The sequence below is a fragment of the Clostridium sulfidigenes genome (assembly GCF_052067195.1).
GTDB lineage: Bacteria > Bacillota > Clostridia > Clostridiales > Clostridiaceae > Clostridium_J > Clostridium_J sulfidigenes.
In genome coordinates this window covers 251,685-277,896 of sequence record NZ_JBQHQR010000002.1, presented here as the reverse complement: position 1 = coordinate 277,896, position 26,212 = coordinate 251,685, and the positions used below count along the sequence as shown (strand labels likewise).

Below are 26,212 nucleotides of genomic sequence, written 5' to 3'. Positions count from 1 at the left end.
ATTGCAACTTATTAGAAAAACTTCTAAAATACTCTTGTAATTGACGTAGCGTCAAATGATATTATTTTCTTATGAGGACCTCATAGATTGAATAAGGAGGTGGTTAATTGAGCTATTTTGAACCAATTCACCAGGTATCGGAACAATTTGGATTAACCAGTCGTACACTTCGTCACTGGGAAGACAAGGGGCTTTTCTATAGTACCCGAGATCCACAATCAGGCTGGCGTATGTACAATAATGAAGCACTACAGAGAATACGTCTTGTAATATTGCTTAGGGAACTGGATATCCCTTTAAAATTTGTAAAAGTCATCATTGACAGTGCAGACCCTAAAGTTGCTTCAAAGATTATTAGAAATCAAATTAATAAGCTAAATGAAGAAAATATTGTTATTACTAAGCGAAAAAACTTGTTAAGTAAATGTCTTTCAATTATAAACTCCATGGAGCTTCCATCCCATAAGTCAGAATACCTTGTGAATATGGAAGAAACATTGGCACTTCAAATCATTTCTACAAATAATATGATAGAGCAATGGGAGGATATTATTATGACAAATAACGCAATTACTTCAGGAGCATTACGAATTGTTAGTTTACCTGATATGAGGGTGGCAGTATGTAATGTGATAAGCACTTCTCCAGAGGATGAAGCACTAAAAAAAGTTTTGGATTGGGCAGAGTCAGAACATTTAATGGGTACTGCTAGAATTTTTGGTTTTAATACCACCGAATATAGTCCAGGTTGTACAGAGTATGGATGGGCAGCTTCTATTACTGTACCAGAGCAGGTTGTAATTCCAGAATATTTTGAAGAAAAAAGGTTGCCAGGTGGTCTATATGCATCACTAAATAGCACTAATGAAGTATACGATTCATGGCAAACATTAATGCGATTATTGAAAGATAATAATGCATATGCTGTTGATGAAAGCCGTTCATGTCTTGAGGAACACATACCTAGTGGTGAAGGAAATGATTTTTATTTAAATTTGCTAGAGCCAATAACTAAAAAATAACTTTTAGAATCGTTAGCATTTATATAACTAGCTATGATATCTTAGTTTAAAGTTTAATCAATTTAAAACACTGCACATTCAGAAATGAATATGCAGTGTTTTTTAGCAATTTGAGGATATAAAATATTTAGATTATAAGTCAATGCAGAGATGCTAGTGTAAATCATCAAGATAATTACTAAGGCTGTCTATGGTAAAATTATTTTAAATTTACTTTTATTGGTGTATAATTAGTTTTAGAGTTAATAATTTTTCTAATCAATAACATTTATAGAGGTGAAGTGCTTGATAAAAAATAAAAGAAGTAACAAGATATACACTCCAGGTATTTTTGCTCTTTTTGGAATGTCAATAGGATCTAACTTAGCTACAACTTTGTTTTCTTATCCTTGGCGTGGCATAATTGGAATGTATTCTGGTCTTTTTATTGGGTTTTTATTAGGGAAGCTAGTAGATTATGTAGCTATGAAAAAGGAAAAACACTAAATTAATTTTGAGTTGATAATTAATTATAAACCATAGGGAACAAATAAAGGGGAGTATATTAAGTGGATTTAAAATCATGGAACAATGATATTAAGGAATTAAGAAAGATAATATTGAAACCAGATAAAATTCAAGAAAGTAAAAGCTTGGCTTTAAGTTTGCATTCAATGGTCCATTTATCCATTATGTCAGGAGTAGATAAAAAAACTTTTGAAGATGAATTATGGGAAGGGTTAGATGAAAATACATTTAGAACTTCACAAAATCAAAAGGGACGTACTATCGCCTATGGCATTTGGCATTGTACTAGGATAGAGGATATAACAATGAATTTATTAGTTGCAGGCGATAAACAGATATTTAATAGGGAAAATTGGCAAGAAAAAATCAACTCCAATATCACAGATACTGGTAATGAAATGTCAGAAGATGATATTATGGAATTTAGTAAAAATATAAATATGGAAGAGTTAAAAAATTATAGAATTGAAGTAGGAAGAAGGACAAGAGACATAGTAGAGAATCTTTCCACTCAGGATATGAAAAGAAACTTTGATAAACATAGATTGCAACGTATAGTAGATGAGAGAGCAGTATTGGATGTGAAGGCATCAAATTGGCTTATTGATTTTTGGGGTAGAAAGAATGTAGCGGGAATTATATTAATGCCAATGACGAGACATCAAGTGATACACATAAATGAATCTTTAAGTGCAAAAAAGAAGTCCAAATCAAAGGCTTTATAACAGGAGGATATAAATGAAGATTAATGATATTATTATTTCAGTGCTTTTAATTTTAATAATACTAAAGCAGATAAGATATATAAAAGACTTGATAATACCAATAAGAAAAAGACTTATAGAGATTGTTGTTGTATTGTTTGGTATTATTATTCTCATAGGCATTATGTATTTTTATGCTAATACATGGATTCATTATGTAATAGGAATGTTATGTATTGTTACGTTTATAAGCAGCTGGATTAAGGGAGGAATTAGCTCCCAAGGTTTTATATCAATGTATAGATATAAAGAACTTATATTGTGGAATGAGATTGAGAAAGTTCAACTAACTAATTCAAAGGATGTAAAAGTTAAACTATTTGGTGGTTTTATGGAGCAAACCTTTCATTTTAAAACCAGTGATTACCATAAAGTTATTAATATTTTAAAAGAAAAATTACCTGTGGAAGCAGAGTTAGAAATAAATAATTATAAATAATTATGTAAAAATAAAACTACCCCATTATTCTATTTTGGATAATGTGGTATTTTGCAAGTAATCACTTAATTTTAATTACTACACTTTAATTTAGTTATCTATGCATTATGATTAATATCTGAAATTATAAATAATGTCATCCTTTATTTCTGGTTCCTCTGCTCCAATACTACTATATAATTTACATGCTGGTGAGTTGTTTATATTTGTTGGAATCCATATTTTCATTGAATTATTTAATTTTCCATCTTCAACAATTTTATTAATTAATCTTTTGCCAATACCATTTTTTCTACAGGACTTTAATGTACCTATTTCATATAAGCAAATCATACTTTGGGTGGTATCCAGACGACTTTGAACATAAGCAATTGCATATGAAACCACTTTTTCATCCATTGCTGCAACATAAAACCAATTATCGTTATTGGATAAAAATTTTTCTATGGCTTCCTTGTTAAAACAACATGGATCTTCTTCGCTTTTAACATTAGTAATGGCATCTTTAATATATGAAATTTCATTGATACCGCATCTAAATATGTTTAAGTTCATTTAGAATTCCTCCACAATATTTTATAAATAATTATTACTCATAGTATAATACTAGAGATAATATAAGTAAATTATAACATATAATACAAAATATCAATGAGTATTTTATATTTCATATTCCATAGATTACTTATCTTTATATATTTCTAAATACTTTTTATAATTATAGTCCACTATATCAACATAATTTGCAGTTTCTTTATAAGGGATATTATTTAGTGTTGCTCCATCACTTGAATAATTACTATCCTGTAACCATTCAGTGGTAATATTCATTCCCGCATTATAGGCTGCAACTACAGTATTTTGCTCAGAAAAATTTTTCTGAAGGATAGAAATAAAAAACACACCATATCGAATATTAGTATCTGCATCAAACAAATCATCATAGGTGGTAGAACTCTCTCCTAACTGAGGTTTTAGCCAGTTAAAGGTATCCTCTGTTAGCTGCATTAAACCTCTTGCTTTAGCTGAAGAAATAGCCTGGTTATTAAAATTGCTTTCCTGTTTTATCATTGCATACACCAAATATTTATCAACATCAAACTCTTTACAATATTTATTTATGGAATCTTTATATTCAATTTGAAAGGTTTCTTGTTCATGAGGATTTTTACTGTTAAAAGAATAAATAAATAACATACCCCAACCAATAATAATTAAAATAAATAAAAGTTTTTTAAAACTAAATCTTTTTTTCTTCAAAAAAGTTCCTCCTCAAAGCCTTATTTACCATAGGCGAAATAGTTATAGACTTTTTTATATTTTAAAACTTATCTATAACTAGCTTACTTAATTTAATTATAGATTAAAACACTTAAGGAATTCATTACAAATTTCTTAAGTGTTTAATATATTTATATTATTTAATTTACATTTAAGGAAAGTGTGAAATATACATAAATATTTTGTACAATCATTAAACTAATATAGAAAACTTACATATCCTCGTATACTGGTTCTCCTTCAATAAAAGTAGAAACAAGTCCAAACCTTTCAAAATAAGTACACATCTTTTGACATGCAAATTTTTCAGTAGAATAATGCGTTCCACCCAAAACATTAATATGATTTTTTTGTTCAAGCTCATGAACTTCTAAATAATTTTTGTTATTCACTGAAATACCTGTAATAAGAACATCCACCTTATTTTCAATCATTTCAGAAACAGTAGCTATATTATTACCTCCACCTGCTACAATGGCCACTCTCCCATCTTTTATATTATTGTTTCCATATAAATAGAGGCTTGTATTGTGCCCTAAAGCTTTTGAAAACCTATCATGTAATTCTTCCACGCTCTTGCACTTTGTTTTACCAATTACACCACTTAATGTTCCGCAATACTCCTTAAATGGTTTTTCAATTTCTATATCCAAAATATCGGCTAAAGTTTTACTTGTTGAATATTCACTGAAATTATCTAATGGTACATGTAAATTATATATTGATATTTTGTTTTCTTTAAACTTATTTATTAATTCTTTATCCATTTGATAGAAGGGTTTTAATCTTCTAATATCCCAAATAGAAGGGTGGTGTAGAAATAACATTGCATTTGTTGCTCCATCATCAATAATACTCTGCAAAATTTCTTTAGTGGGAAACACAGCAGAATAAACTGAATTAATTTCATTTGTGAAGTCACAAACCAAGCCCATACTTCTTTCTTTAAAATTTGGAGAAAGGTATTCACCTAATTCACCCATGAATCTTGCCCAATCATCTCGCATATCTTTTGTAATAAAATCTCTTTCCAATTGATTATATAAATCAATAGCCCTCATAAAGATCCCCCTAACAATTAATTGTAAACTTTGATTCACTATCTCATATGGTTGTCTATTTGCTTAATTATATATCATATAAGTTAATAAACATATAATAATTTGGTATTTATCTATATTTTTAGTCACTAAGAGGTCATACCTAAAGTAAAAATTATTTACCATTTAATATTTTTTATTTTAAAACTTACCTTTATTGGTATATAATTGATTTATAAGTTCGTAATCAATTGTATTTTAAAACCTAGGTAAAAGGAGTGGCGAAATGAAGATAAATGTAACTTATGACGGGGCAAAAAAAATGACTAATATTTTTACCTCATTATCAAATAGAGAATTAGTAAAAGTTGAAGATATTAATACTATTATAGAAACAACAGAAGCATATAAAATATGGCTAAATGCGTTGGAGCCTTTAATACCAAAGCAAGAATATTTATATGTTTGGAATAGCATTATTAATGGAAGTGAATATAATGGTAGACTTGAAAATATTTATAAGAGATTTAAGTTAATACTTCAGGATACAAGTTCTTTAGATATTAATTTGAATTATGTTCAAAAAATTGACTATTCTAAGATTGAGAAACTTGTTTCATTGTATCTTCCTGAAGATACTGATATAAAATTAAATTTACATTTCATAGTTGATGGATTTAATGGAGGAACTATTATTGGCATGAATAATTATACTCAATGCATAACTATGTTATACCCAGATAATTTTTATTCCTTTGGAATTTATGGTATGGCACATGAATTTCACCATATAGGTTCTAGGTATTGGAGAAGTAAGGATAAAAAAAGAATGGAATTAATCAACAGAAATAATTTTATTAGTTTAGTAATTATATTAGTAGGTTCCATATTAGACGAGGGTAGTGCAGTATATTTTTTTGATAATCAAGTAGACAATGAAGTGATGAAAATTGTTGGAAGTAAAATAATGGGTAAGGAGCAGTATGAGAAAATCACATCCATTCATAGTGAAGAAAGATTAAAGGTAGCTGATAGAATAGCAGAGCTAGATTTATTTTTGAGACAGTTATTTAAGGAAGGAGGGAATATTGATACTTTAAGAAACAAAGTTCATACATATACATTCATGCAAGGAATAAAGCCTTCTCTAGATAAATTAATTGGAGAAGAAATGGTAGGAACAATAGATAAAGTTTTCGGAAAAGAAAAAGTCCTTCAATGTATTGTTAATCTAAAATATTTCCTAACTTATTATAATAAAGCTGCCATAGAGTTAAATAAGATTCAATTCTCACAAGAACTAATTACTTTATGGGAATCAGCCTGGGAAACAGTTAAGTAATATATTAAGACTAAGCCAATAATTTTATAAGGTCATAATGCTATGTTGAAAAAACATAGCATTTTTATATTATATATTTACTTATATGTCGCAGCGTGATATAGTTTTAATATGATATATCACACCGTGACATATAGAAATATAGTAATACTAGAAAGAAGGTATTTTAATGAGTGAGGATAAAATTTTAAAAGCATTCATGCCTATGACAGAAACAGCTTTCTATATTCTTCTTTCACTTACAGAACCAAGACATGGTTATGGAATAATACAACATGTAGATAAAATTACTGATGGAAGAATAAAGTTAGGTTCTGGTACAGTTTATGGAACATTAGGTAAAATGGAAAAAAGTCAAATTATATCAATTTACTCTGATGAAAATAGGAAAACAATATATGAAATTACAGAACTGGGGAAGAGATTAATAAAAGCAGAGATAGAGAGGATTAAAGAATTACATGATAATGCAATAAAATATGAGGGGGATTTTTCATGAGAATTTTTAAACCATTTTGGAGCTTAAATGTTAAAAATATAGAAAACTGGTTAAGTAAAAAAGCTTTAGAGGGTTATATTTTGAAAGATGTTAACCTTCTTCTAAAACTATTTATCTTTGAAAAGGAAGAAAAAAGCAATATTAACTATAGAATTTCATTTGAGAAAAGGGGGATTACAGAGTTACAACCTTCTTTAATAAAAAATGGATGGTACAAAGCTTGTAGTAAAGGTAGATGGTTTTTCTTAGCAAATGAAAAGAATCTAGAAGATATAAAAGCCCAGCCATCTCGAGAGCCTTTACTAAGCAGATTTAAAATAGCTCAAATTCTTTTATCATTAATTCCAATTTATCTTGCTGTAAACATTGGCATTTTTCTAATAATTTTAATTCCAATGATAATTTTTTATTTTTTAGGTATTGGAGATATCACCTTCATAAAAGAAGTATCTCCTGAGAAAATACAACATATAGAAACTTCTTATTTTACTTTGTTAGATATTTTAAATGTTGTAAAAGCACTAGGTATTATAGCTCTTTTCATATATCCACTATATAGATTAAGGAAGAATGAATTGCAGATAAAAGAGGAATTAGGCTCTGATTATGTTAAATTTGATGGAGAATATGTATCTGAGAAGGAAGATTCATTACAAGAACATAGGAGGTTAATAGGGAAAAGAGGCCCTAGTTTTTTAGAACCAGATAAATTAGAAAAATGGTTAGAAGATATGGAAGCAAAAGGATTTAATCTTTATAAAGTTAAAAAAGGGAATAAGAAATTTTATTTTACTAAGGGAGCTCCTAGAAAAATCAGATATATATTAGATTTTCAAAATAACCCTACAGCTGCATATTATGAAATATTTAAACTGGACCAATGGGAACTTGCTTATACTGTTGGAACATTACCAGTTAAATGGAGTCTATGGAGTAAAGAATATACAGACGAAAGACCTAATATATATTCAAATAGGGAGGAACAAGTTTCTAATGCTAAGAAAATGGCTTTAACTTATTCAGCATTTTATCTACCTACTATAGCTATTATTTCTTATAGCATTATAAAAGTATTTATTCTTTTAATTAGCGATATTTCAAGGACAATAGAAGTTTTACCATATATGGTTTCCATAGTATTATTTCTTATGTCTATATTATTCTTGTTTTGTTTCCCTTATTCAAAAATAATTTCATTCTATGTTAGGGCTAAAGGGAGGGAATACTAGTATTATAAGGTGAATTATTTCATTGCGTTCCATCTCAATGAACATATTAAGTCTAAACCAATGATTTTATAAGGTCACAATGCTATGTTGAAAAAACATAGCATTTTTTATATTATATGAATTAAGATGCTGCAATCTTAACTTTTACTTCATCAAAACCGCAATTCAAGAAAATATTTTTAAGAAGGTCTATAGTGTCCACAGTAACCTTATCAAGGAAGCCGTCTTTGATTACCCTTTCTTCAGTCTTAGATTTTTCTGCTACAATTTCGCTTAACATATCATCCATAGTTAATTTATTAAATATGGAGTTCTTTTCATCAAATATAAAAACCTCATCTTCATTTACATTATGAGTAAGGATAGAACAAGGTGGAATTGTTATGGTAAGTATATTTTTATCTATAGAAAAAGTAGCAGCGCTAAAGTCTAATCCAGCAGTAATATAGCCATTATATTTAATGACAAAGGATTTTTCAGTAAAAGGAATAGTAATATCCTTAAAGCTTAAGCTATTCTTCACAGAAATCACATTAGAGTAATCATAACGGGAAGTAGCCAGCTCGGATATGGATATAAGTTTTTCAGATACAAAATCACTCTTTTTCTCCAAGTTATTTTTAGTAGTTAAAGAATTTATAAATAAACAAGCAACAATTATAGCTATTATAAAAATCATAATCTTAATCTTCTTAAAAAAGGAAAAGAACTTTTTTATCTTGGATTTTTTCAAAATAATCACCCCGCAAAATTATCTTTTTAATGTTTATGCTATGGGAGTATATATTATGAATGTAATGAGATATAATGGTATAAAGTAAAATATTATCCAGGGGGTCAGACCCCGTGACAAAATTTGGGATAGTACAAAGTAGGGGGAAAAAGCATGGGAGTTATAGGAATTTTAGGTACAATTCATGGAGATGATGATTTCAGACAGGAAAAGGGATACACATTAGAAATGATAAAAGAAGCAATAGTAGAATTTAAACCTGATATTATATGTGGGGAAGTACGACCAGAGGATTGGTCCCAATATTGTGATGATAATACATATTCAGGGTATCTTGGACCAAGTGAATATAGAAGATTGATTATACCTTACTGTAAGAGTGAAGGAATTGAATTTAAACCAGTAGATTGGTTTGAAGATGATTTGGTTGATTTTGATTATCTACAAAGCTATAGTGAAACTGAAAAAGAAGCCATTATTAAAAAGTTAGATAAAAGATATGAAAAAATATGGGAAGTTGGAAAGAAAAGCATATTGCCACTTAATTCATTTGAATTAGATACATTAATAATGCAAAAGCAAGAATGGTTAAATACAATAGACCCTATAGTTTATAATGTAAATTGGATAGCTAGAAATCAAATAATGGTAGAACGTATTAGAAAAGTCATAGAGAAAAATAGTGATAAAAGAATTTTATGTACAGTTGGTGCTGAGCATAATTATTATTATTATAAGGAATTGAAAAAATTAAACTTGAATTTAGTATATCCTTTGAAATAAGTATAAAATATCCAGGGGGTTAGACCCTGTTACAAAATTATCCAGGGGGTCAGACCCCGTGACAAAATTTGGGATATAACCTCCCTGAGAATAGAAAGGAAGTTTAGTATGTTTGAGTATATTAATGAAGAACTTATAGCTGCTAAGGAAAAAGTGTGGAGAAAAGAGAAGTTTGAGGGTATGATTAGGCATACGGAAGAAGCTCTTAAAAAAGAAGTAAATAGAAAGATAGAACTTGAAAAAGCTCTTAAAGATGAGGATAAGGATGTTAAAAAGCTTGAATCTTTGAGTATTGCTAACATATTTTATTCTATACTTGGAAGTAAGGAACAGCAGCTTGATAAAGAGAGACAAGAGTTCCTTGCAGCAAAGTTAAAGTATGATGAATGTTGCCACTCAGTTCTTATGTTAGAAAAGGATCTTGAATCCTATAAAGTGTCATTTAACAATTTACTTGATGCAGAGGCTGAATATGAAGCAGTATTAAAGAAAAAAGAAGGGTTTATATTAGGTTTAAATAATGAGAACTCTAAAAAGTTACTTGAAATTATGGACAAGATTCCTTCTATTGAAGCTCAGAAGAAAGAGTTACAGGAAGCAATAGCTGCTGGTGATGCTGCTAGAAATGAACTTCAATTCGTAGTAGATTCTCTTGAAAGTGCTGATGAATGGGGAACCTGGGATATACTAGGGGGAGGTCTTTTAGCTACAGCAGCCAAACACTCTGAAATTGATAAAGCTAAAGAGTATGCACAGAATACAAAAATTGCACTGATGAAATTTCAAAATGAATTAGCAGATGTGGATTTAGCAATGGATATAGATATAAATATTGGTTCTTTTGAAACCTTTGCAGATTACTTTTTTGATGGATTAATATCTGACTGGATTGTTCAATCAAAAATCAGTGATTCTTTAAAAAGTGTATGCAACGTTGTATATAATGTAGAGGACATAATAAAATCTCTTAGAGCAAAGCTAACTACTGTAGAAAATGAATTATCTTCAATAAAAGAGAATATGAAATCACTTATTGAAGAAGTGTAAATATTTGTAATGGGGTCAGACCCCAAGGAAAAAAATGTAATGGGGTCAGACCCCGAGGAAAAAATTTCCTCAGGTCTGACCCCGTTATTTTCGTTATTTTAGGCAAGACTGAACTTAGTAGTTTGTCTTTGGGTAAGCTGTGCTCCGTATTTAGAAGCTAGTGAGCCTCCCTTACTAAGAAAAACATCCTTAGCAATTATGGTATCCATAAGAGTTGATACCTGAGGTTCAGTGATATCTTGCTTAACCCCTGAAATTGATAAATTAACTTTATCTCCACTGGCATTAATAAAAGTCATTAATAATGAATATTCCATAGTTTAATTTCCTCCTTTCTCTAGGATAAGTCACAGTTAATACTATTAAGCATTAACTAATTTTGAAGTTTCATTTAAGTAACTATCTCTAGTAGAAGCACTTAAAACATCCTTAATAGCCTCAGCTACATCAAAAACATTTTGAGGATCAACACTAGGTTTTACTCCAGAAAAAGTTTTTTTCTTATAAATTGTAGCTCCAGTCTTATCAGTTCCGTTTTCAACTTCAATATGAAAAGAAGTAGTGTTTAAAACTTTATCTACTGCCATTAAATTCACCTCCTTATCAGTGGTTTCAATGATTATATATGCACTTTGAAAAATAAGTGGAAAGTATAAATGATGAATAATTATAAAGTATTAATTCCATCTCTATTGAAAATAAAGTCATAGTAATTTCTAATTGCTGCATCCACAATGGTATTCATATAAACATTAACATTGGGATGAACAGCTTTAATTTCATTTAGCATTCTAGCAGTGGAATTTCTTATTTTATAACATCTCTGAGTATCAAAGAATTCACCATCTATGGGTGGAGTTATTCCAGGAGCTTCAGTTTTAACCTTGCGATTATCAGTAAAACTATCAACAGAAGGTGGTAGAGAAGTTAGGTTAGCTGTGGATAAATTCTCCCTAGAGGGAGTATCTTTTTCAAAATTAAAGGATGATATGGGAATACCAGTGATGTCCTCACAGATGCCATTAAATTCTTCCAAATTTTCTTCAGAATTAAATTCATCTATGGGATCATTAATTTTATTTTCTTTTTTCATGAGAAACCTCCTTATAAATTATTTAACACTAACTATATATGCTTTTATTAAGAAAATTCACTAGGGATAAGGGTTTTAAAAAGCTTTTGGATATTATTAACTGGAATTTCAATATATAAAATTGTAATCTTATGCAATAAAATCATACTTTCATGTATTTTTATGGAATGTAAAACATTAAATGCATTATAATAAATTTAAGGCATATGCAAACCAAGAGGTTGTGCTAAAAAAATATTGAAGGTTTGAATTTTGATTTTAAAGGGAAGAATAAGATAATTGATAATAGTGAGTTGAGGAGAATTAAGTATGAAGGATATAAGGAGAAAGAAATCCAAAGGAATTCAATTAAGTAGGAATATTTTCATTTTAGTTATAGCTATATTACATCAACCTATTAGTAAAATTATTGAAAATAGAAACCTATTAGTTGCTTTTAATTTAGCTTATTTATTGCTTGCCATATATTTTATTACCTTACTTTTGAAAGATATGGGTTATTATAAAAGTAAAACTCAGTAAGTTATTTTAGCAAAGTTTAAGAAGGTATTATAATTAGTAATTAACATACAGTGCTTATTAGAAAAAGCCTTGAAACCCCCATGAACACAACAAATAGTTAACTATTTTACTATTTAACTAGGTTTATATATTACTATTTAACTATTTTTATATATCCATATTTATATATTTTTATAGGTATATAGTTTTTTAGCTATCTAGTTTCCTAGGTAAAATGTGGTGTAATTTAAGGTGAGATTTTAATAATATAATTTAATGAAAATCAGATTTTTACAATTTGGTTTCGGCCACGTTATTAAAAATTAAAGGCTGTGTATTTCACTAGAATCTTTATGGGATGTCCATCAATATCCACATAGCTTGTATATTCTATCACTGTAATCTTCAACAGAGCCAAATAAAAAAATAATATTGTATAGATATTTTAGACAGTTCAGGATTAACTTCTGGGTTGTCTATTTTTTATTTTAATAAAATAATTTTCCACTTTTCGTCTAAATTGCTTATTTAGTATATAGAGATACTTATTTAAATAAGGATAGGAGAGAGAAGATTATGAAACATACAATTATGGGTTTTAGGCAGGATAAATTAATAAAATTTGGACTAGATATTATTGATGCAAGCATTCTTAGGTATTTCATTGATTTTAAAGAAAGTAATGGAATGAATACAAGGGAGGTAGAGGGACATATTTATTATTGGCTTCGTTATGATGCAGTTTTAAGAGAGTTTCCTATTTTTAGAATGAAGAAATGTACAGTTCAATCTAGATTTTTTAAATTGAGGGATTCAGGAATGCTTACTCATCTGGTTGTGAGGGAAAAGGGAACATACTCCTTTTTTGGCATAGGTGAAAATTATAAGGAGCTTACAACTAGAGAAGGAGCAGAGGCGGAAAACTCTAAGGGTATTAGTGAAGGAGCTAAAGGTATGGGTGAAGGAGCTAAAGGTATTGGTGAAGAACCTAAGGGTATTATGGGTAAAGAACCTAAGGGTATGGATGAAGAATCTAAAGGGTGTGGATTTAAATCTACAACAAATAATCCCTCTACTAAAGATTCCTCTACTAAAATAAATAAAAATCTTCTTTTGGAGAAAAGTGCCTTTGAAATAATAGAGTATCTGAATTTGAAAACAGGAAAAAACTTTAGAAGCTCAACAAAGATAACTATTAGGCTTATTAAAGCAAGACTTAGTGAAGGCTTTACCATAGAGGACTTTAAAACCGTTATTGATAATATGAAATATAAATGGACAGGCACCAAGTTTCAGCAATATTTAGTTCCTACTACTCTCTTTGGCAATAAATTTGAGACCTATCTAAATCAAGAAAGAAAACCAGAAAAGGAAAGTGACGGGAAATTTAAGAGGGGAAATATGGTCCTTAGTGATGAAAGAAATAAATCTGAGTTAAAGGAAAAGTTAAAGAATATAGTTTTGAAGGAGGACATGTAGCATGGATACGGTGATGCCACATAGTCTAGAAGCAGAACAGGTAGTCCTTGGGGTGCTAATTAACGATAAGGATAAAATTTATGAAGTGGAGGATATTTTAAACTTAGAAGATTTTTATTATGAAAATCATAAGGTGATTTATAGGGGGATTTTAAATCTTAGAGCTAGGGAGATTAATATAGATTTAATAACCCTTTCCGAGGAACTAAAATCTAGGGAGGTTTTAGAAAAATGCAATGGTATAACATACCTTTCTAAGCTTTCTAGTTCTGCTGTGTACCTAAGTAATATAAGAAATTACTGTGAAATTATCATAGATAAAGCAAGCAGAAGAAGGGTTATAAAAGCTTGCAGAAAAGCCATTGATGAGAGTCATGGAGAGTTCCTTGTAGACCAAGTGGTGGAAGAGTTAGAGGATAATATTCATAAAGCCTATAGCAGTGCAGCCATGGAAGATATGGAACCCATTATGGATACACTGGAGAGTACCATAAGTCACATTGAAAAAAGATACCTAGATAAAAGGGCCCTTGAAGGTATTTCCACGGGGTATAAGGACCTAGATGAAGTGACCTCAGGCTTAAAAGCTGGAGAATTAGTTATTATAGCTGCAAGACCCTCCATGGGAAAGACAGCCTTTGCTTTAAACCTTGCCCAACATGTTTCCAAAGAGGCAAAGGTGGGCTTATTCTCCTTAGAAATGCCAAAGAACCAACTTGTACAAAGAATGCTTTCTGCTAGATGCTTGATTTCTCTAAAAAATATACAGAGTGGAAACCTAGAAGAAGATCACCTAAATAAGCTTATCATAGGAGCCTCAGAACTTTCAAAGAGAAAAATTTTCATAGATGACACATCAACTACACTTCCAACCATAAGAGGAAAGGCAAAGACTTTAAAACAAAAGGAAGGTTTAGATGTGATAATAATAGATTATCTTCAGCTCATAGAATCTGTAGGGGTAAGTTCATCTAGAGAACAAGAAGTTGCAAAGATATCAAGGGAGCTAAAGGCAATGGCAAAATCCTTAAAAATTACCGTCATAGCATTAGCTCAACTCTCCAGGGCAGCAGAAAGTAGAAATGATCCAAGGCCAATGCTATCAGACCTAAGAGAATCTGGCTCCATAGAGCAAGATGCAGATATGGTACTCTTTCCTTATAGAGAAAGTTATTATGACACTGAAAATAAAGATAAAAATAAAGAGGAAGAGGGGGAGGCTCCTAAGGAAATCATGGAAATTATCATAGGTAAAAATAGAAATGGTGAAGTGAGAAATGTAAATCTAGGGTGGATTGGAAAGTACCAGAGAGTGTTGGGGCTTCAGTAGATAAAAGCTCTTAAAAAATATAAGAATAAATAAATAAGATCTTGAAATTTTTCGAAACCTATAGAAATAAATGGAATAATATCGAATTTTAGGTACAAAATTAAGCCTTTCATGCATTAAAGGTTTAAGTAAAAATTAACATAAGATACAATGGTAACAAGTTAGTAACATGTAATTCGTTATATTAAATCTAGGCTAAACAATTATGTGAAAATAATGTGCGCACATTATTATATGTTTATAAAATATCAGGTGAAGGTCATGGAGGAGCAGTATCATCAGGAATTTGGAGTACTACTGGAGTTTGGAGTCCAGATTCAGTTGGAGGAAATTAAAAAAATAAGTTTATGCTATACCAGCTAAAACTGGTATAGCATAATTCTGATAGGAGAAGTTTATGATAAAGATTGAGATAAAAAGAATATTTAAAAGAACATCCTTTTATGTAGCTCTTTTAGTAGGAATAACAATAGCTTCTTTTGAAGTTTTTAGTAATAATCATATAAGATTAAGTTCACAGGATTTTATAGACTTTTCAAATGGAGCTTATAATAATTTAATGTTATATAATATTGGAAAGTATGTACGAATGCTTCAAATGTTATTCCCATTAATTGTTACTGTTGCTTTTGCAGATGCTTATTTAGAAGATGTAAAAAGCGGTTTTATAAAAAATATAATCACAAGATATGACAAGAAGAAGTATTTAATTAATAGGTTTTTGGTAAATTTTGTTGTCAGTGGATTAATTATAAGTATTCCATTTATAATAAATTATATGTTATATGCATCTTTTATTCCTAGTATAGAGCCGAAAGTATTTTTTAGTTCATCAGTTGTAGAACCAAGAGATTTTTTACCCTATATATACTTTAACTTTCCATTATTACATGTATTTTTAAGAATTTTCTTGTTATTTATATATGCAGGAACCTTTAGTAGTATTGCCTTAGCTGGTAGTATATATTTTAGAAATAAATATGTTATTACAATTATTCCTTTTATAGTTTATATAGCAATGGATGTTATAATCACTATGGTATTAAACTATAGATATTCTCCAATGATATTTTTATTTAGAACTACGGGGTATAATCATATATTTACAGCTATTCCACTTATACTAATCATAGCTTGTTTTTCCATATTTATAAATGGAGGAATGAAAAATGAGCTTATTTAATAATTTAAAAAGAGAAATTAAGAATAAAAATAAATATTTTATTATAACTACAATATTTATTTTAATTTATTCATTAGCTTTTTATTTTATGATGTATTCAGTAGAAGATAAAGCAGTAATAAGTATTATTTCAACCTTAAATGGACAAGGCGGAATGGCAGGAGCTGCAGCCTTTATATATTTATATACACCTATTTTATTCTTTGGAATTAATTCTCACATAAAAAGTAGTGAGAAGGAAAGCTTCATAATAAAAATGAAGAATCGTAAGAATATATTTAATAGTCATGTATTTTTTGTAATAGCTCTTTCAATCATCATAACTATGATAATAATATGCTTAGGATATTGTATTGGAGGGGTGTATGCAAGTGGTTTTGAAAATCTATGGCCTAAAAATGATCAGTTATACACATCGCCACAGTATAGAAATTTAAATGTACTTGAAATTTTAAATTCTATACCAATATATATGGTGATTTTAAAAACCTTTATATTAAAATTCATGGGACTTTCTATACTGGGGTTTTTTATTTTAATTTTAAGAAGTGTTATAAATAACAGTGGAGTATTAGGTATAGCAGTATTGATCATTCCCTTTATAGATGTTGAATTTTTAAATGGTGCACTGTTTATGGAGAAGTTTTCTTTGAGCATAGAGAGTTGGGTTAATCCTAGTTATTTTTTAATAAATATTATATATTTAATTTTCCTTCATATAGCTCTTTATTTAATAGGTAGAGAGATTTATAAGAATAAAGATTTTATAAGTAAAGGATATTAGTATAATGGATAATTTAAAATCATTTAAAAATATATTAAAGTTAGATTTGATTCATGGATTTAATTTTTATAAGAAAAAACTCATATTATTTTTAGCTATCATGCTTATTTTGAATATAGGATATATAGGAACTATAAATAATTACAATGGAAATTTAATGGATTTATTTTTCACTATATATAAAGATTTACGGTTTAATGAAATATCACTAGATATTCCTATAAATTGGTTAATTATAAATGTTTTTTTAGTATTCATTTTAGGAGATTTTATTAGTGAAAATATTAAAAGAGATTCCAACTATATTTTACTTAGAAGTAAAAAAATTTTTTTATACTGGATATCAAAGTGTACTTGGATTGTTATAAATGTGATTTTTGTATATTTAGTACTAATGGGTTTAACCTATTTATTAGGGGGAGCAGCTTTAGGATTTAGTATAGGAAATAGTAGCTTAATAGATAATGAATTAGCTATTAAAGTACCCCATTTTACTATTCTTATGTCAATGATTACAACATATATATTAACATCCATAGCGTTGGTATTTATGCAATGTACACTATCAATAGTAGTAAATTCTAGATATTCATTTTTTATAACAACTGTAATTTTAACAATGTCTATAGTATCTAAAAATAAATTTCTTATAGGAATTCATTCTATGGTTTTAAGACATAATTATTTTAATATTGAAATTGGGTTATCAATAACATTTTCAATTATTTATACAATATTGATAAGTGTTATATTGATGATTTTGGGATATAAATTATTAAAACATAAAGATTTTATATAATAATGAGGTGTATTTATGAATGAAAATTATTATTTAAAGGTAGAAAATCTATCTAAAGAAATAAAGAATGCAAGAATTCTTAATAATATAAATTTAAACCTTAATAAAGGAAAAATATACGGATTTAGAGGGAAAAATGGTTCAGGAAAAACTATGTTATTTAGAGCTTTGTGCGGGTTAATAAAGCCCACAGAGGGAAGAGTAGAAATTGATGGACAAGTATTAGGAGAGAATATTTCATTTCCTGAAAGTGTGGGGGTTGTTATTGAATATCCTGGTTTTTTACCAAACTTAAGCGGCTATGAAAATCTTAAGCTTATTTCTGAAATTAATAATAAAGTAGGAGCTAAGGAAATTAAAGAAATTATATCAGCTGTAGGATTAGATCCTGAGGATAAGAAGAAGTTTAAAAAATACTCTTTAGGTATGAAACAACGACTAGGAATAGCACAGGCCCTAATGGAAAATCCAGAGCTAATAATATTGGATGAACCTACCAATGCATTAGATTCGGATGCTGTATTTCTGATTAAAGAATTACTTGTAAACATGAAAAATAATAATAAGTTAATTTTATTAGCAAGTCATGATAAAGAAGAATTAGAGGTTTTATCAGATGAAATTTTTTATATAGAAAATGGTTCTATTGTTAATCATGAAATATTAAGGGAGGAGCAGTAATGAAAAAAAGTAAAATAGCAATATTTTTATTAATTACTATTTTATTAATATTTGGATATCGCTATTATAAGGTTAATCAGAATGTTCCTTTAAAATATACAATGGAATATTACAAAAATGGGACTCATGCAGATTGTGAAGGTCTTGAAATAAAGATACTTTCAACAGAAACTAGAAAGTCTGATGCAACAAATCAAGTTGGAACAGAGTATATAGAACTTGTAGTGAATTCAGAAATTGTGAACACCACCTCTGAGGTAAAGGATGCTATTACTTTTCAAGAATCTGCAATAGTAATGGATTATTATAGTACCTATGCAGGTCCTGCAAAGCTATCTGAGGGTGATTTAAGAAATGTTCAACCAGGAGAAAAACTATTAGTTACACAGGTGTATACTCTTGAAAAGGAAGTATATGAAAAAGGAAAAGATAATGTGTATATGTATTTACGAGAAAAGCTATACCCTAATGAAATAAAGGAAAAATTTTATGAAGGCATTAGATATAGAAAGGCACTAAAAGTTTAGGGGGAAAATATGAATAAAAAATCTAAAGGTTATATATTAGCAATAGTATTAACAATAATAGCGGTATCTCTTGTGGTGTATGAAATTAAATCAAATAGAGTTAATCTTAGCATTTTTAATAAGGAAGAAGAAGTTACACCATGGAAAGAAGAAGTTATATCATGGGAAGAGGAAAAGAAAGCAAGTAATGATAACAAGGAAGTAAAATTATCACAAGAAGATGAAGAAGAGTTAAAGAAAGAGCCTAGAGGTGAAAAAATATTAAAAAGTATCAATTCTCCTGATAAGGAAGAGATACAGTATAAAATGATAAATGCTGTAGACAATTTTAAGACATGTAAGGGAGAGTTTATTGAAGAAAGTTCCATGGGAAACTCTCGTATGAAATGCACCTTTGCAGTTGATACAGAAAAAAAAGCTTCTGTAAGTGTAGATGAGTCGGAAGGAAAAGAGCCTATAACTTTAATTTATCATGATGATAAAAGAAAAGTTTTTGATGATAATGATAAAAGCTATAGAGAATTTGAGGAAATTCAAGATAAGAGAAAATCTACAATAGTAAGACCAATTAGATTATATTTAAAACCAGATCTAAGCAGAACAGACCATGGGTATTTAGGGCTGAGCCAGTTTATTATTTCTTCCAGTTCACTTCCCTATACTTTATTTATTTATGAAGATTGGGATTATACAGAGTCAACTTTTTTAGAAAGAGATGTATATAAGCTAGAAGGAGTAATTGATCCAGCACTATCTAATATGTCACAGGGTAAGTTTTCTTTATTTATGGATAAGGAAACTGGAATAATACTTCAATTTCTATCCTTTGATGATAATGGAAATGTAAAACACAAATTAGAATGTACTAGTTTGGAAGTAAATATTCCAATAGATGAAAGTGTATATAATAAAGATGTTTCTGAATATACTAGAAAATGATAAATTACAATACAAATTGAGGTATGAAAATGAAAAAAGAATTCACAATTAAAGTAGTTACTGCTTTAAGTTATGTTAATATAATATGTTTTATTGGAGCCCTTGTAACTGCTTTAGTTGGCGGAATATTTATAGATCTTATTCCACTTGTTTTAATGCTATTTTGTTCTATAGTGGTTACAAAAATCATTTTGGAAATTATTAAAAAGGGTAATTAAGGTTATGTGTTTTTATTAAATAAACTCACTACATTAATAAATGCAACTTATATCTATGGATATGTTTGAAGGTGTATAGCACAGTTTCAAAAATAATGTCTATAGATATTTTTTTGTTTTTATGGTTCATATTCTTGAAAATCCTTAAGACTTAAGAAAACATGTTTATAAACGATAATTGTAAATGTAGCAATTATGAAAAAATACATGATTTTATATAGACAGGGGGATTTATTAAGGATGAAGAAAATTAAAGAAAGAACATACTTGAAGAAGTTTTCAACCTTTATTATAGGATTGGTACTCGGATGGTTTGTCTTTTTATTTATTTTTGCCAGTGGAGAAGGAGTAGAACCATTAACAGATTTTCAGGGAAAATTGGCTTGGGCATGTTCATTATTAACAATGATAATTTTTGAATTGGTATCAGAGTTTAATTATTTAAAAAAATTAGAGTTAACATCTGCTTCTTTGAAAAGTAATATTAGTGTATATAAAGAACGGGAAAGAAAACTATTATCTAAAGCTGAAGAAATTGTATTTAAGTTTTTTCAACATGAAAGTGATATTCAAAAATCAGTAACTTCTTTAAGAAGTGGAAAGCTACAAGAAGGATATAGTGAAGAGAATGATAACAATGGGTCAGTAATTTCCTTGAAGGATTTAAAGGTAACTGTAGAAAGTTATCCAGATTTAAAGTCTGATAATCATATTTCAAAGATATTAAACCAGCTAGAAGAATCACAAAATATTATAATGAACTCTAAAGTGCGTTATAATGAATATGTATCTTATTATAATGTTGGTATTGCAAGCTTTCCAGCAACTATTTTATCTGGATTATGGAAGCTGAAACCACTGCAATTTTATGTAGATGATGACATTGATGATATAGATGTATAAGTGATTAGTAAAATAGCTTTATGTATATCTATGGATATGTTTGGAGGTGTATAGCACAGTTTCAAAAATAATGTCTATAGATATTTTTTGACTATTTTTATTAATGAAAAGGGGAGTAATGGATGAAAAAAATAAAAACATTTAGTAAGATTATTTTAGTTTTGCTTTTAGTTCAATTCATGTATGCAACGAATTTATCAAGGGAAGTTAAGGCAGTAGAAGAGGATAATTCATCGGTACAAGAATTCATGGAGGTAAGAAAAGAGACTGTAGGATTTGCATATCAATATAAAGATAAGACCATTGTTAATAATGCGGTTATTTTTGATTACAATATAAAATTTTTTGTTGAAGAAAACGGGAAAAAACATATAATATCTGATGACTTTGATCTTATAAGATATCTAGGGTTAATTGGAATATATAATGAGAATGCTTATGTAGTTTCGACACAAGATAAAAAGAAATCTATATATAAAGTAGACCTGAATACATATAAAATGGAGTTTGTAAAGGATGTTCCAACTTATGGAGATGGAAAAGCATACATAACAAATTGCACAATAGATTCAAATGGAGTATTTTGGTTTAAAGCAATAGAAACCAATATACCAATATACGGTTCAACAGGAAGAATTATAGATTATAATACCAAATATATAATATACAATGATAAAGGATTTTCACATGAAGTCTTAAGGTTACAGGACAGTGAAACAACTTATGATACTTATGGACAACTTGTTAAGGGCCCAGATCAAAGTTTGTGGTTTAGCAAATCCTTCAAATATGGTAAAGATAATAAAATTTGTAAGATATCAAAAGATAATAATATTAAAGAATATTCAATAGATACTAATGATTTAATACTATCTGTAATCCCTGGAGTAGATAATACATTATTTGTAGGCACTAGAGAATTTATAAAAACAGAAAGTGGATATAAACAAGGAAAATTTAATGTTAGGAAATATAAAATAAATAATGATATACTTGAGTTAGAGGGTGAGTATAGCTTTGAAGATGAGACTATTGGAGTAACTTTTGATTCCAATAGAAATTTATGGACAAATGACGATGGGGTTATATCTAAGTTAGAGAATGGTAAGTTAGTAAAAAAATATATTGTTAATGAACATATGAAGGGTATTAATGTTTATGATGATAAGCATCTTGTAGCACATAGTATTGTAGGGGCAGGGTATACACCAATATCTATAGGAGATTCAAATGAAGAACCAAGGGATAATAGCAATACAGATACCAATGGTAATACTGGTACAAATAGTAATAATACTGATAAAAATAGCAATACTAATTCAAGTAACAATGCTAATACTAGCGTAAGTAATAATACTAATACTAGTGTAAGTAATAATACCAATGAAGTTAAGGATAATAATGTTGATTTAAATAATAGGGATAATGCAAGTAAGGGTACTGACTCTTATATCAATAGTAATACTAATTTAAGTAGTGGTACTAATAGGGTGCAAGAGACTTTAGACTTGGATAAAGTAACTGCAGCTGTCAGTGATAAAAAAGAGATTTTGCCTACAACTAAAACAGAAGAGAAGAAAGAGGATACTACAGCTGAGGCAGTTGATACTAATACTAGCAAAAATGCTATAGTTGAAAAAAATAAAACAGTTACTAAGAAAGACTCAACAAAAAACTTTACTAATGTAATCTTTATAACATTAGGTATTATATTAATTATTAGTTCTGTAGGATTTTGGATAAAGAAAAATAAAAAATAAATAATTAAAGCTCTGAGAAGATGAAATTCTCAGAGCTTTAATTATTTATTTTTACTTTCATGTAATGAATTTATCCTTTTGAGTAAAATTAATGATATATAATATTATTTATGTTAATATTTTAAATATAATATAAAAATTATAGTGTTTTCACATAGTTTTTATAAAAATTATGTTAAAGAACATAAAAACAAGGCTATAATTAGCTAAATATGGGGGTAAAAATCTATGAAGAAGAGAATTTTAGCATTACTACTTGTAACTACAATGGCAATTACAATGGTAGGCTGTGGTGTAAAGGACTCAGACCATGGAGATAAGGCAGAAAAGAAAACGGAAAGTAACGGGGGAGAGATGTCTTCACAAAAAAATTTATTTGATGTGGAAGTAACACTTCCTGCAGCATTTTTTGACGGAAGTGATAAGACTACTATAGAGACAGAAGCAAAAGCAAAAGGTGTACATGAAGTTAAAGTAAATGAAGATGGTTCTGTAACCTACATTATGGATAAGAAAACTCACAAAGAGTTATTAGCAAGTATGAAACAGGCAGTAGACGACAGTATTAAGGAGACTTTAGCTGACAAAGAAAATTATCCTTCTTTTGCAGAGATAAAATATAATGATGATTTGACACAATTTGATATTATGGTTGATAAAGCATCCTATGGTGGACTTCAACCTTTTGTAGCAGTAGGATTTTATATGTCTGGAAATATGTATCAAGCTATGAATGGAAAATCTTTTGATACAGCAAAAACTATAGTTAACTTTAAAGATAAAGTTACAGGAGAAGTTATTGAAAGTGGGGATTCTTCAGCCTTGGGTAAGGGCGGAGAATAGGTTATAAATTTAAAGGGGAGTTACATTTATATATGAAGAATAGATATTGAAGGAATAAAAATAATAGGGGTTTTCTTAAAGTAAAATAACTTAAATAAATGGTGAGTATGCACTTATATTAAAGTACATGCTCACCATTATTTATAGGATTAGTGATATATTATAGTTTACATAGTAACTTTATATATAAAAAATATAAAGGCAAGGGTTATGATTGTAGTAAGTATACAAATTGTATAGCCTATTTTTTTAGAATTTTTCTTATAAATATAGTTTAAACCATCTAAAAATCCAAGTGTAGCAGCTGAGATTAAACAGAATATAGATACTATCCTAAAGGTAATATCATTTTTATTAGAGGAATAATAAACAATGTAAAATAAATAAAAAAGTGACATGAGAGATACAGTAGTTAGTAATGTCTTAAATTTTTTCATAGTGCCTCCTGAGTTTTATATTCTTTGAAGTTTTGATGATTATTTCTAGTTTATATATAAAGTATATACTAATAAGTGGTAATTTTGAAGGGGAGGTATAATTGGTTATTGGATATATTAAATAGTTAAAGGATTAGAGTTATTCAACTAGAGATAAATGAATAAGTAGAAGAAGTATACACAGTATAAGAATGTATATTCGTATAAATTCTTTTTAGTTGGAAATAATAAGTAATATAAACAACTAGAAAGAGGAGATAATTATGGATTATAATAAAGTAGAGGATGCTGTATTAAAAAAAGCAATGGAATTTTTAAAAGATAATGCTGTAAATTTCTTTGGCATTGATACAAGAATAATAGCTTCAGCAGAAATAGAGATAAAGAATATTGATATTAAAACTAATTATACTGATTATCTTTAACATTATAAGTGGACATTAGAAAAGAGGACTATAACTATAATAGATGTTGAGATATAATAATATAAACAACAATAACTTTTAGATTTAAAACTTAGGGGTGATTAGATGAGTGGAATATTAGATAAATATGATGAATCAATTAATTTAACTTATAATTACACATATAGGATGCTTATGCATTTAAAAAATATAAGAGAAAATTATAGAAAGTTAGAAGATGCAGATGATATAACATTAGAAGTATATAGAGATTCTATTATAAAAAAGTATGAAACTTTAGAGGATTTAACATGGAAGTTATTATCTAAAATTTTTAAAGCTGATGGACTTGAGATAAATAACCCTAGAGGCTGCTATAAACATGCATTCAAGGAGGGTCTCATAGAAGATATGATTGTTTGGAATGACATATTATTTGCAAGAAATTCAAGTGCCCATATATATAATGAAGAGGATTATGAAATTATAAAAAATGACATAATAGAGAAATATATAGACGCTATAGAAGAACTTTTAGATAAAGTATCAATGGAGAAATTGTAAGATGTATGGAATAGAAGAGAAGATATATATAAACTTAATGTCATATTTTAAAAGTAATAAATATATAAAAAAAGTGATTCTTTTTGGTTCAAGAGCAAAGGGAAACTATAATTATAATTCAGATATAGACATAGGCATTCTATGTGATAAAAAGTATAAGGGAACTATATCTGTAGAATTGGATGAACTTGTGGGAATATATTCTTTAGATATTGTTTTTTTAGATGCTATGAACGAAGATATAAAATTACAAATAGATAGAGATGGGATAGAAATTTATAATAATTTAAGTAGAAGTTAAAGATGGGTAAGAATAAAATCAAATCTTTTGCAGTTTGGGCGAGAAGAAGTTTAATTGCAGCAGTTAGTGAAAAAGTAAATAGAATTAAGCACAAGCCATTTCTTTTTAGAGATGGCTTGTGTTTATTTGGTACTATAAAAATCAATAATATAATTTTAATTAGGTTCCGTTAAAACAATACTTCTATAAATACATAAATTTTAAAAAATATCCATATTTATGTTTTAAAATTGGAAGAGTTATATGCCTAAAGCAATGATTAGGATAAGTTTTTATTACGATAAATTGATATATAAGATTCATGCATAATATTACAGAATATGGAAGTGAGGATTGAAAAGTAGCTAATTTTTTGTGAAATACCCTTAAATTTGTAGGAAGCAAAAAGCTTGAATTTATGAAGTAACATCTTGCTGAAGAAATTACAAACATACCTATATTTGACATACAAGAGGGTAACATAGAATTTCAAAAGATTATAGAAGAATTAAAAAGTTTATAGGTTAGGGTGATCACAATATTATTTAGTATTTAGATTATGATATTAAAGCTTTATATAAAATAGGAAGTAATAATGTATTGACTTTAAAATCTGTAGGGTATGTATAAATATAAGTAGCAATATTGACTGTAAATGTTAATACTTATAAAAATCATTACTATATAGTTTAGATAAATAATTTTATTTTGAATAAATGTAGTTTTAAATGGGTAGAATTAAATTAAATAAAAATTTGAAAATAATGTATTTGAATTAAACAAAAGACAAGGAGGGTCGTA

The 26,212-nt window shown here is 28.3% G+C and carries 34 protein-coding genes; 26 read left to right on the top strand and 8 right to left on the bottom strand.

What is annotated here, in order from left to right; translation table 11 throughout:
* The first annotated feature begins 107 nt into the window (after positions 1-107).
* From ACTNBA_RS03205 to ACTNBA_RS03190, 4 genes are all read left to right on the top strand, one after another.
* A complete protein-coding gene (locus ACTNBA_RS03205; protein ID WP_441072538.1) occupies positions 108-1,022 on the top strand; it encodes a MerR family transcriptional regulator in 915 nt (304 codons plus the stop codon).
* Between the two features lie 285 nt (positions 1,023-1,307).
* Complete coding sequence (locus tag ACTNBA_RS03200) at positions 1,308-1,508, top strand: hypothetical protein (protein WP_441072536.1); 201 nt, start codon at positions 1,308-1,310, stop codon at positions 1,506-1,508.
* 62 nt (positions 1,509-1,570) lie between these two features.
* Positions 1,571-2,254, top strand: coding sequence for a DinB family protein (locus ACTNBA_RS03195; RefSeq protein WP_441072534.1), 684 nt, complete (start codon positions 1,571-1,573; stop codon positions 2,252-2,254).
* Positions 2,255-2,267: 13 nt separating this feature from the next.
* Positions 2,268-2,732, top strand: coding sequence for a PH domain-containing protein (locus ACTNBA_RS03190; RefSeq protein WP_441072532.1), 465 nt, complete (start codon positions 2,268-2,270; stop codon positions 2,730-2,732).
* Positions 2,733-2,843: 111 nt separating this feature from the next.
* Here the strand turns inward: ACTNBA_RS03190 and ACTNBA_RS03185 are convergent, their stop codons facing one another.
* From ACTNBA_RS03185 to ACTNBA_RS03175, 3 genes are all read right to left on the bottom strand, one after another.
* On the bottom strand, positions 2,844-3,287 hold the full coding sequence (locus ACTNBA_RS03185) for a GNAT family N-acetyltransferase (RefSeq protein ID WP_441072530.1): 444 nt from the start codon (positions 3,285-3,287) through the stop codon (positions 2,844-2,846).
* A gap of 126 nt (positions 3,288-3,413) precedes the next feature.
* Positions 3,414-3,992: a transglycosylase SLT domain-containing protein gene (locus tag ACTNBA_RS03180; RefSeq protein WP_150844570.1), complete on the bottom strand. Its 579-nt coding sequence runs from the start codon at positions 3,990-3,992 to the stop codon at positions 3,414-3,416.
* Positions 3,993-4,225: 233 nt separating this feature from the next.
* On the bottom strand, positions 4,226-5,074 hold the full coding sequence (locus ACTNBA_RS03175) for a Nif3-like dinuclear metal center hexameric protein (protein ID WP_346897363.1): 849 nt from the start codon (positions 5,072-5,074) through the stop codon (positions 4,226-4,228).
* Positions 5,075-5,339: 265 nt separating this feature from the next.
* Here ACTNBA_RS03175 and ACTNBA_RS03170 point away from each other — a divergent pair, with 265 nt between their 5' ends.
* From ACTNBA_RS03170 to ACTNBA_RS03160, 3 genes are all read left to right on the top strand, one after another.
* Positions 5,340-6,395, top strand: a complete 1,056-nt coding sequence (locus ACTNBA_RS03170; RefSeq protein WP_441072527.1) for a DUF5700 domain-containing putative Zn-dependent protease — start codon at positions 5,340-5,342, stop codon at positions 6,393-6,395.
* Between the two features lie 169 nt (positions 6,396-6,564).
* Positions 6,565-6,894 carry a PadR family transcriptional regulator gene (locus ACTNBA_RS03165; protein WP_346886760.1) on the top strand — a complete coding sequence of 110 codons (330 nt, stop codon included), beginning with the start codon at positions 6,565-6,567 and terminating at the stop codon, positions 6,892-6,894.
* Positions 6,891-8,123 carry a DUF2812 domain-containing protein gene (locus tag ACTNBA_RS03160; RefSeq protein ID WP_441072525.1) on the top strand — a complete coding sequence of 411 codons (1,233 nt, stop codon included), beginning with the start codon at positions 6,891-6,893 and terminating at the stop codon, positions 8,121-8,123. The genes ACTNBA_RS03165 and ACTNBA_RS03160 overlap by 4 nt, the downstream gene beginning before the upstream one ends.
* Before the next feature lie 121 nt (positions 8,124-8,244).
* On the opposite strand, the gene ACTNBA_RS03155 is transcribed toward ACTNBA_RS03160, so the two are convergent.
* On the bottom strand, positions 8,245-8,802 hold the full coding sequence (locus ACTNBA_RS03155; RefSeq protein ID WP_346873536.1) for a DUF4230 domain-containing protein: 558 nt from the start codon (positions 8,800-8,802) through the stop codon (positions 8,245-8,247).
* Between the two features lie 207 nt (positions 8,803-9,009).
* Here ACTNBA_RS03155 and ACTNBA_RS03150 point away from each other — a divergent pair, with 207 nt between their 5' ends.
* Both ACTNBA_RS03150 and ACTNBA_RS03145 read left to right on the top strand, forming a co-directional pair.
* Positions 9,010-9,639: a hypothetical protein gene (locus ACTNBA_RS03150; RefSeq protein ID WP_441072523.1), complete on the top strand. Its 630-nt coding sequence runs from the start codon at positions 9,010-9,012 to the stop codon at positions 9,637-9,639.
* A gap of 108 nt (positions 9,640-9,747) precedes the next feature.
* A complete protein-coding gene (locus ACTNBA_RS03145; protein ID WP_441072521.1) occupies positions 9,748-10,686 on the top strand; it encodes a hypothetical protein in 939 nt (312 codons plus the stop codon).
* Between the two features lie 98 nt (positions 10,687-10,784).
* Here the strand turns inward: ACTNBA_RS03145 and ACTNBA_RS03140 are convergent, their stop codons facing one another.
* The 3 genes from ACTNBA_RS03140 to ACTNBA_RS03130 form a co-directional block, all read right to left on the bottom strand.
* A complete protein-coding gene (locus tag ACTNBA_RS03140) occupies positions 10,785-11,003 on the bottom strand; it encodes a DUF2922 domain-containing protein (RefSeq protein ID WP_035131026.1) in 219 nt (72 codons plus the stop codon).
* Between the two features lie 45 nt (positions 11,004-11,048).
* Positions 11,049-11,273 (bottom strand): DUF1659 domain-containing protein, encoded by a 225-nt coding sequence (locus ACTNBA_RS03135; protein WP_035131025.1) that lies wholly within the window; start codon positions 11,271-11,273, stop codon positions 11,049-11,051.
* An 80-nt stretch (positions 11,274-11,353) separates the two neighbouring features.
* Positions 11,354-11,779 (bottom strand): hypothetical protein, encoded by a 426-nt coding sequence (locus ACTNBA_RS03130; RefSeq protein ID WP_441072518.1) that lies wholly within the window; start codon positions 11,777-11,779, stop codon positions 11,354-11,356.
* A gap of 309 nt (positions 11,780-12,088) precedes the next feature.
* Between ACTNBA_RS03130 and ACTNBA_RS03125 the strand changes: the two genes are divergently transcribed.
* The 13 genes from ACTNBA_RS03125 (at position 12,089) to ACTNBA_RS03065 (ending at position 23,726) form a co-directional block, all read left to right on the top strand.
* On the top strand, positions 12,089-12,301 hold the full coding sequence (locus ACTNBA_RS03125) for a hypothetical protein (RefSeq protein WP_035131024.1): 213 nt from the start codon (positions 12,089-12,091) through the stop codon (positions 12,299-12,301).
* Between the two features lie 555 nt (positions 12,302-12,856).
* Positions 12,857-13,759 (top strand): conserved phage C-terminal domain-containing protein, encoded by a 903-nt coding sequence (locus tag ACTNBA_RS03120; RefSeq protein ID WP_441072516.1) that lies wholly within the window; start codon positions 12,857-12,859, stop codon positions 13,757-13,759.
* Between the two features lies 1 nt (position 13,760).
* Positions 13,761-15,089, top strand: coding sequence for a replicative DNA helicase (gene dnaB / locus ACTNBA_RS03115; RefSeq protein ID WP_441072514.1), 1,329 nt, complete (start codon positions 13,761-13,763; stop codon positions 15,087-15,089).
* Between the two features lie 397 nt (positions 15,090-15,486).
* Positions 15,487-16,272 carry a hypothetical protein gene (locus ACTNBA_RS03110; RefSeq protein ID WP_441072512.1) on the top strand — a complete coding sequence of 262 codons (786 nt, stop codon included), beginning with the start codon at positions 15,487-15,489 and terminating at the stop codon, positions 16,270-16,272.
* Positions 16,259-17,056: a hypothetical protein gene (locus tag ACTNBA_RS03105; protein ID WP_441072510.1), complete on the top strand. Its 798-nt coding sequence runs from the start codon at positions 16,259-16,261 to the stop codon at positions 17,054-17,056. The genes ACTNBA_RS03110 and ACTNBA_RS03105 overlap by 14 nt, the downstream gene beginning before the upstream one ends.
* 4 nt (positions 17,057-17,060) lie before the next feature.
* Complete coding sequence (locus ACTNBA_RS03100; protein WP_441072508.1) at positions 17,061-17,855, top strand: DUF2705 family protein; 795 nt, start codon at positions 17,061-17,063, stop codon at positions 17,853-17,855.
* A gap of 15 nt (positions 17,856-17,870) precedes the next feature.
* Positions 17,871-18,536 (top strand): ATP-binding cassette domain-containing protein, encoded by a 666-nt coding sequence (locus ACTNBA_RS03095; protein ID WP_441072506.1) that lies wholly within the window; start codon positions 17,871-17,873, stop codon positions 18,534-18,536.
* Positions 18,536-19,063 carry a hypothetical protein gene (locus ACTNBA_RS03090; protein WP_441072504.1) on the top strand — a complete coding sequence of 176 codons (528 nt, stop codon included), beginning with the start codon at positions 18,536-18,538 and terminating at the stop codon, positions 19,061-19,063. The genes ACTNBA_RS03095 and ACTNBA_RS03090 overlap by 1 nt, the downstream gene beginning before the upstream one ends.
* Positions 19,064-19,072: 9 nt before the next feature.
* Complete coding sequence (locus tag ACTNBA_RS03085) at positions 19,073-20,002, top strand: hypothetical protein (protein ID WP_441072502.1); 930 nt, start codon at positions 19,073-19,075, stop codon at positions 20,000-20,002.
* A 29-nt stretch (positions 20,003-20,031) separates the two neighbouring features.
* The gene (locus ACTNBA_RS03080; protein WP_441072500.1) at positions 20,032-20,220 is read left to right on the top strand and encodes a hypothetical protein; all 189 of its coding nucleotides are present in this window, start codon (positions 20,032-20,034) and stop codon (positions 20,218-20,220) included.
* Positions 20,221-20,460: 240 nt separating this feature from the next.
* Positions 20,461-21,123 (top strand): LemA family protein, encoded by a 663-nt coding sequence (locus tag ACTNBA_RS03075; protein ID WP_441072498.1) that lies wholly within the window; start codon positions 20,461-20,463, stop codon positions 21,121-21,123.
* Between the two features lie 122 nt (positions 21,124-21,245).
* Entirely contained in the window at positions 21,246-22,883 is a 1,638-nt protein-coding gene (locus ACTNBA_RS03070) for a hypothetical protein (protein WP_441072496.1), read from the top strand.
* Between the two features lie 228 nt (positions 22,884-23,111).
* Positions 23,112-23,726: a hypothetical protein gene (locus ACTNBA_RS03065; protein WP_441072494.1), complete on the top strand. Its 615-nt coding sequence runs from the start codon at positions 23,112-23,114 to the stop codon at positions 23,724-23,726.
* Between the two features lie 167 nt (positions 23,727-23,893).
* On the opposite strand, the gene ACTNBA_RS03060 is transcribed toward ACTNBA_RS03065, so the two are convergent.
* Positions 23,894-24,163 carry a hypothetical protein gene (locus ACTNBA_RS03060; protein WP_441072492.1) on the bottom strand — a complete coding sequence of 90 codons (270 nt, stop codon included), beginning with the start codon at positions 24,161-24,163 and terminating at the stop codon, positions 23,894-23,896.
* A gap of 263 nt (positions 24,164-24,426) precedes the next feature.
* Between ACTNBA_RS03060 and ACTNBA_RS03055 the strand changes: the two genes are divergently transcribed.
* The 4 genes from ACTNBA_RS03055 to ACTNBA_RS03040 all read left to right on the top strand — a co-directional run bounded on the left by ACTNBA_RS03055 (position 24,427) and on the right by ACTNBA_RS03040 (position 25,605).
* Positions 24,427-24,588 (top strand): hypothetical protein, encoded by a 162-nt coding sequence (locus ACTNBA_RS03055; protein WP_441072490.1) that lies wholly within the window; start codon positions 24,427-24,429, stop codon positions 24,586-24,588.
* A gap of 105 nt (positions 24,589-24,693) precedes the next feature.
* A complete protein-coding gene (locus ACTNBA_RS03050) occupies positions 24,694-25,131 on the top strand; it encodes an HI0074 family nucleotidyltransferase substrate-binding subunit (RefSeq protein ID WP_441072488.1) in 438 nt (145 codons plus the stop codon).
* Between the two features lies 1 nt (position 25,132).
* Positions 25,133-25,432, top strand: a complete 300-nt coding sequence (locus ACTNBA_RS03045; RefSeq protein ID WP_441072486.1) for a nucleotidyltransferase domain-containing protein — start codon at positions 25,133-25,135, stop codon at positions 25,430-25,432.
* A gap of 2 nt (positions 25,433-25,434) precedes the next feature.
* A complete protein-coding gene (locus tag ACTNBA_RS03040; RefSeq protein WP_441072484.1) occupies positions 25,435-25,605 on the top strand; it encodes a hypothetical protein in 171 nt (56 codons plus the stop codon).
* Positions 25,606-26,212 lie beyond the last annotated feature (607 nt).

What these genes read in the sequence shown, in the direction of transcription:
- ACTNBA_RS03190 (WP_441072532.1), top strand. Translation starts at nt 2,268, where the DNA reads ATGAAGATTAATGATATTATTATTTCAGTGCTTTTAATTTTAATAATA.
- ACTNBA_RS03185 (WP_441072530.1), bottom strand. Translation starts at nt 3,287, where the DNA reads ATGAACTTAAACATATTTAGATGCGGTATCAATGAAATTTCATATATT.
- ACTNBA_RS03175 (WP_346897363.1), bottom strand. Translation starts at nt 5,074, where the DNA reads ATGAGGGCTATTGATTTATATAATCAATTGGAAAGAGATTTTATTACA.
- ACTNBA_RS03170 (WP_441072527.1), top strand. Translation starts at nt 5,340, where the DNA reads ATGAAGATAAATGTAACTTATGACGGGGCAAAAAAAATGACTAATATT.
- ACTNBA_RS03165 (WP_346886760.1), top strand. Translation starts at nt 6,565, where the DNA reads ATGAGTGAGGATAAAATTTTAAAAGCATTCATGCCTATGACAGAAACA.
- ACTNBA_RS03160 (WP_441072525.1), top strand. Translation starts at nt 6,891, where the DNA reads ATGAGAATTTTTAAACCATTTTGGAGCTTAAATGTTAAAAATATAGAA.
- ACTNBA_RS03155 (WP_346873536.1), bottom strand. Translation starts at nt 8,802, where the DNA reads ATGATTTTTATAATAGCTATAATTGTTGCTTGTTTATTTATAAATTCT.
- ACTNBA_RS03150 (WP_441072523.1), top strand. Translation starts at nt 9,010, where the DNA reads ATGGGAGTTATAGGAATTTTAGGTACAATTCATGGAGATGATGATTTC.
- ACTNBA_RS03145 (WP_441072521.1), top strand. Translation starts at nt 9,748, where the DNA reads ATGTTTGAGTATATTAATGAAGAACTTATAGCTGCTAAGGAAAAAGTG.
- ACTNBA_RS03140 (WP_035131026.1), bottom strand. Translation starts at nt 11,003, where the DNA reads ATGGAATATTCATTATTAATGACTTTTATTAATGCCAGTGGAGATAAA.
- ACTNBA_RS03135 (WP_035131025.1), bottom strand. Translation starts at nt 11,273, where the DNA reads ATGGCAGTAGATAAAGTTTTAAACACTACTTCTTTTCATATTGAAGTT.
- ACTNBA_RS03130 (WP_441072518.1), bottom strand. Translation starts at nt 11,779, where the DNA reads ATGAAAAAAGAAAATAAAATTAATGATCCCATAGATGAATTTAATTCT.
- ACTNBA_RS03125 (WP_035131024.1), top strand. Translation starts at nt 12,089, where the DNA reads ATGAAGGATATAAGGAGAAAGAAATCCAAAGGAATTCAATTAAGTAGG.
- ACTNBA_RS03120 (WP_441072516.1), top strand. Translation starts at nt 12,857, where the DNA reads ATGAAACATACAATTATGGGTTTTAGGCAGGATAAATTAATAAAATTT.
- dnaB (WP_441072514.1), top strand. Translation starts at nt 13,761, where the DNA reads ATGGATACGGTGATGCCACATAGTCTAGAAGCAGAACAGGTAGTCCTT.
- ACTNBA_RS03110 (WP_441072512.1), top strand. Translation starts at nt 15,487, where the DNA reads ATGATAAAGATTGAGATAAAAAGAATATTTAAAAGAACATCCTTTTAT.
- ACTNBA_RS03105 (WP_441072510.1), top strand. Translation starts at nt 16,259, where the DNA reads ATGAGCTTATTTAATAATTTAAAAAGAGAAATTAAGAATAAAAATAAA.
- ACTNBA_RS03100 (WP_441072508.1), top strand. Translation starts at nt 17,061, where the DNA reads ATGGATAATTTAAAATCATTTAAAAATATATTAAAGTTAGATTTGATT.
- ACTNBA_RS03095 (WP_441072506.1), top strand. Translation starts at nt 17,871, where the DNA reads ATGAATGAAAATTATTATTTAAAGGTAGAAAATCTATCTAAAGAAATA.
- ACTNBA_RS03090 (WP_441072504.1), top strand. Translation starts at nt 18,536, where the DNA reads ATGAAAAAAAGTAAAATAGCAATATTTTTATTAATTACTATTTTATTA.
- ACTNBA_RS03085 (WP_441072502.1), top strand. Translation starts at nt 19,073, where the DNA reads ATGAATAAAAAATCTAAAGGTTATATATTAGCAATAGTATTAACAATA.
- ACTNBA_RS03080 (WP_441072500.1), top strand. Translation starts at nt 20,032, where the DNA reads ATGAAAAAAGAATTCACAATTAAAGTAGTTACTGCTTTAAGTTATGTT.
- ACTNBA_RS03075 (WP_441072498.1), top strand. Translation starts at nt 20,461, where the DNA reads ATGAAGAAAATTAAAGAAAGAACATACTTGAAGAAGTTTTCAACCTTT.
- ACTNBA_RS03070 (WP_441072496.1), top strand. Translation starts at nt 21,246, where the DNA reads ATGAAAAAAATAAAAACATTTAGTAAGATTATTTTAGTTTTGCTTTTA.
- ACTNBA_RS03065 (WP_441072494.1), top strand. Translation starts at nt 23,112, where the DNA reads ATGAAGAAGAGAATTTTAGCATTACTACTTGTAACTACAATGGCAATT.
- ACTNBA_RS03060 (WP_441072492.1), bottom strand. Translation starts at nt 24,163, where the DNA reads ATGAAAAAATTTAAGACATTACTAACTACTGTATCTCTCATGTCACTT.
- ACTNBA_RS03055 (WP_441072490.1), top strand. Translation starts at nt 24,427, where the DNA reads ATGGATTATAATAAAGTAGAGGATGCTGTATTAAAAAAAGCAATGGAA.
- ACTNBA_RS03050 (WP_441072488.1), top strand. Translation starts at nt 24,694, where the DNA reads ATGAGTGGAATATTAGATAAATATGATGAATCAATTAATTTAACTTAT.
- ACTNBA_RS03045 (WP_441072486.1), top strand. Translation starts at nt 25,133, where the DNA reads ATGTATGGAATAGAAGAGAAGATATATATAAACTTAATGTCATATTTT.
- ACTNBA_RS03040 (WP_441072484.1), top strand. Translation starts at nt 25,435, where the DNA reads ATGGGTAAGAATAAAATCAAATCTTTTGCAGTTTGGGCGAGAAGAAGT.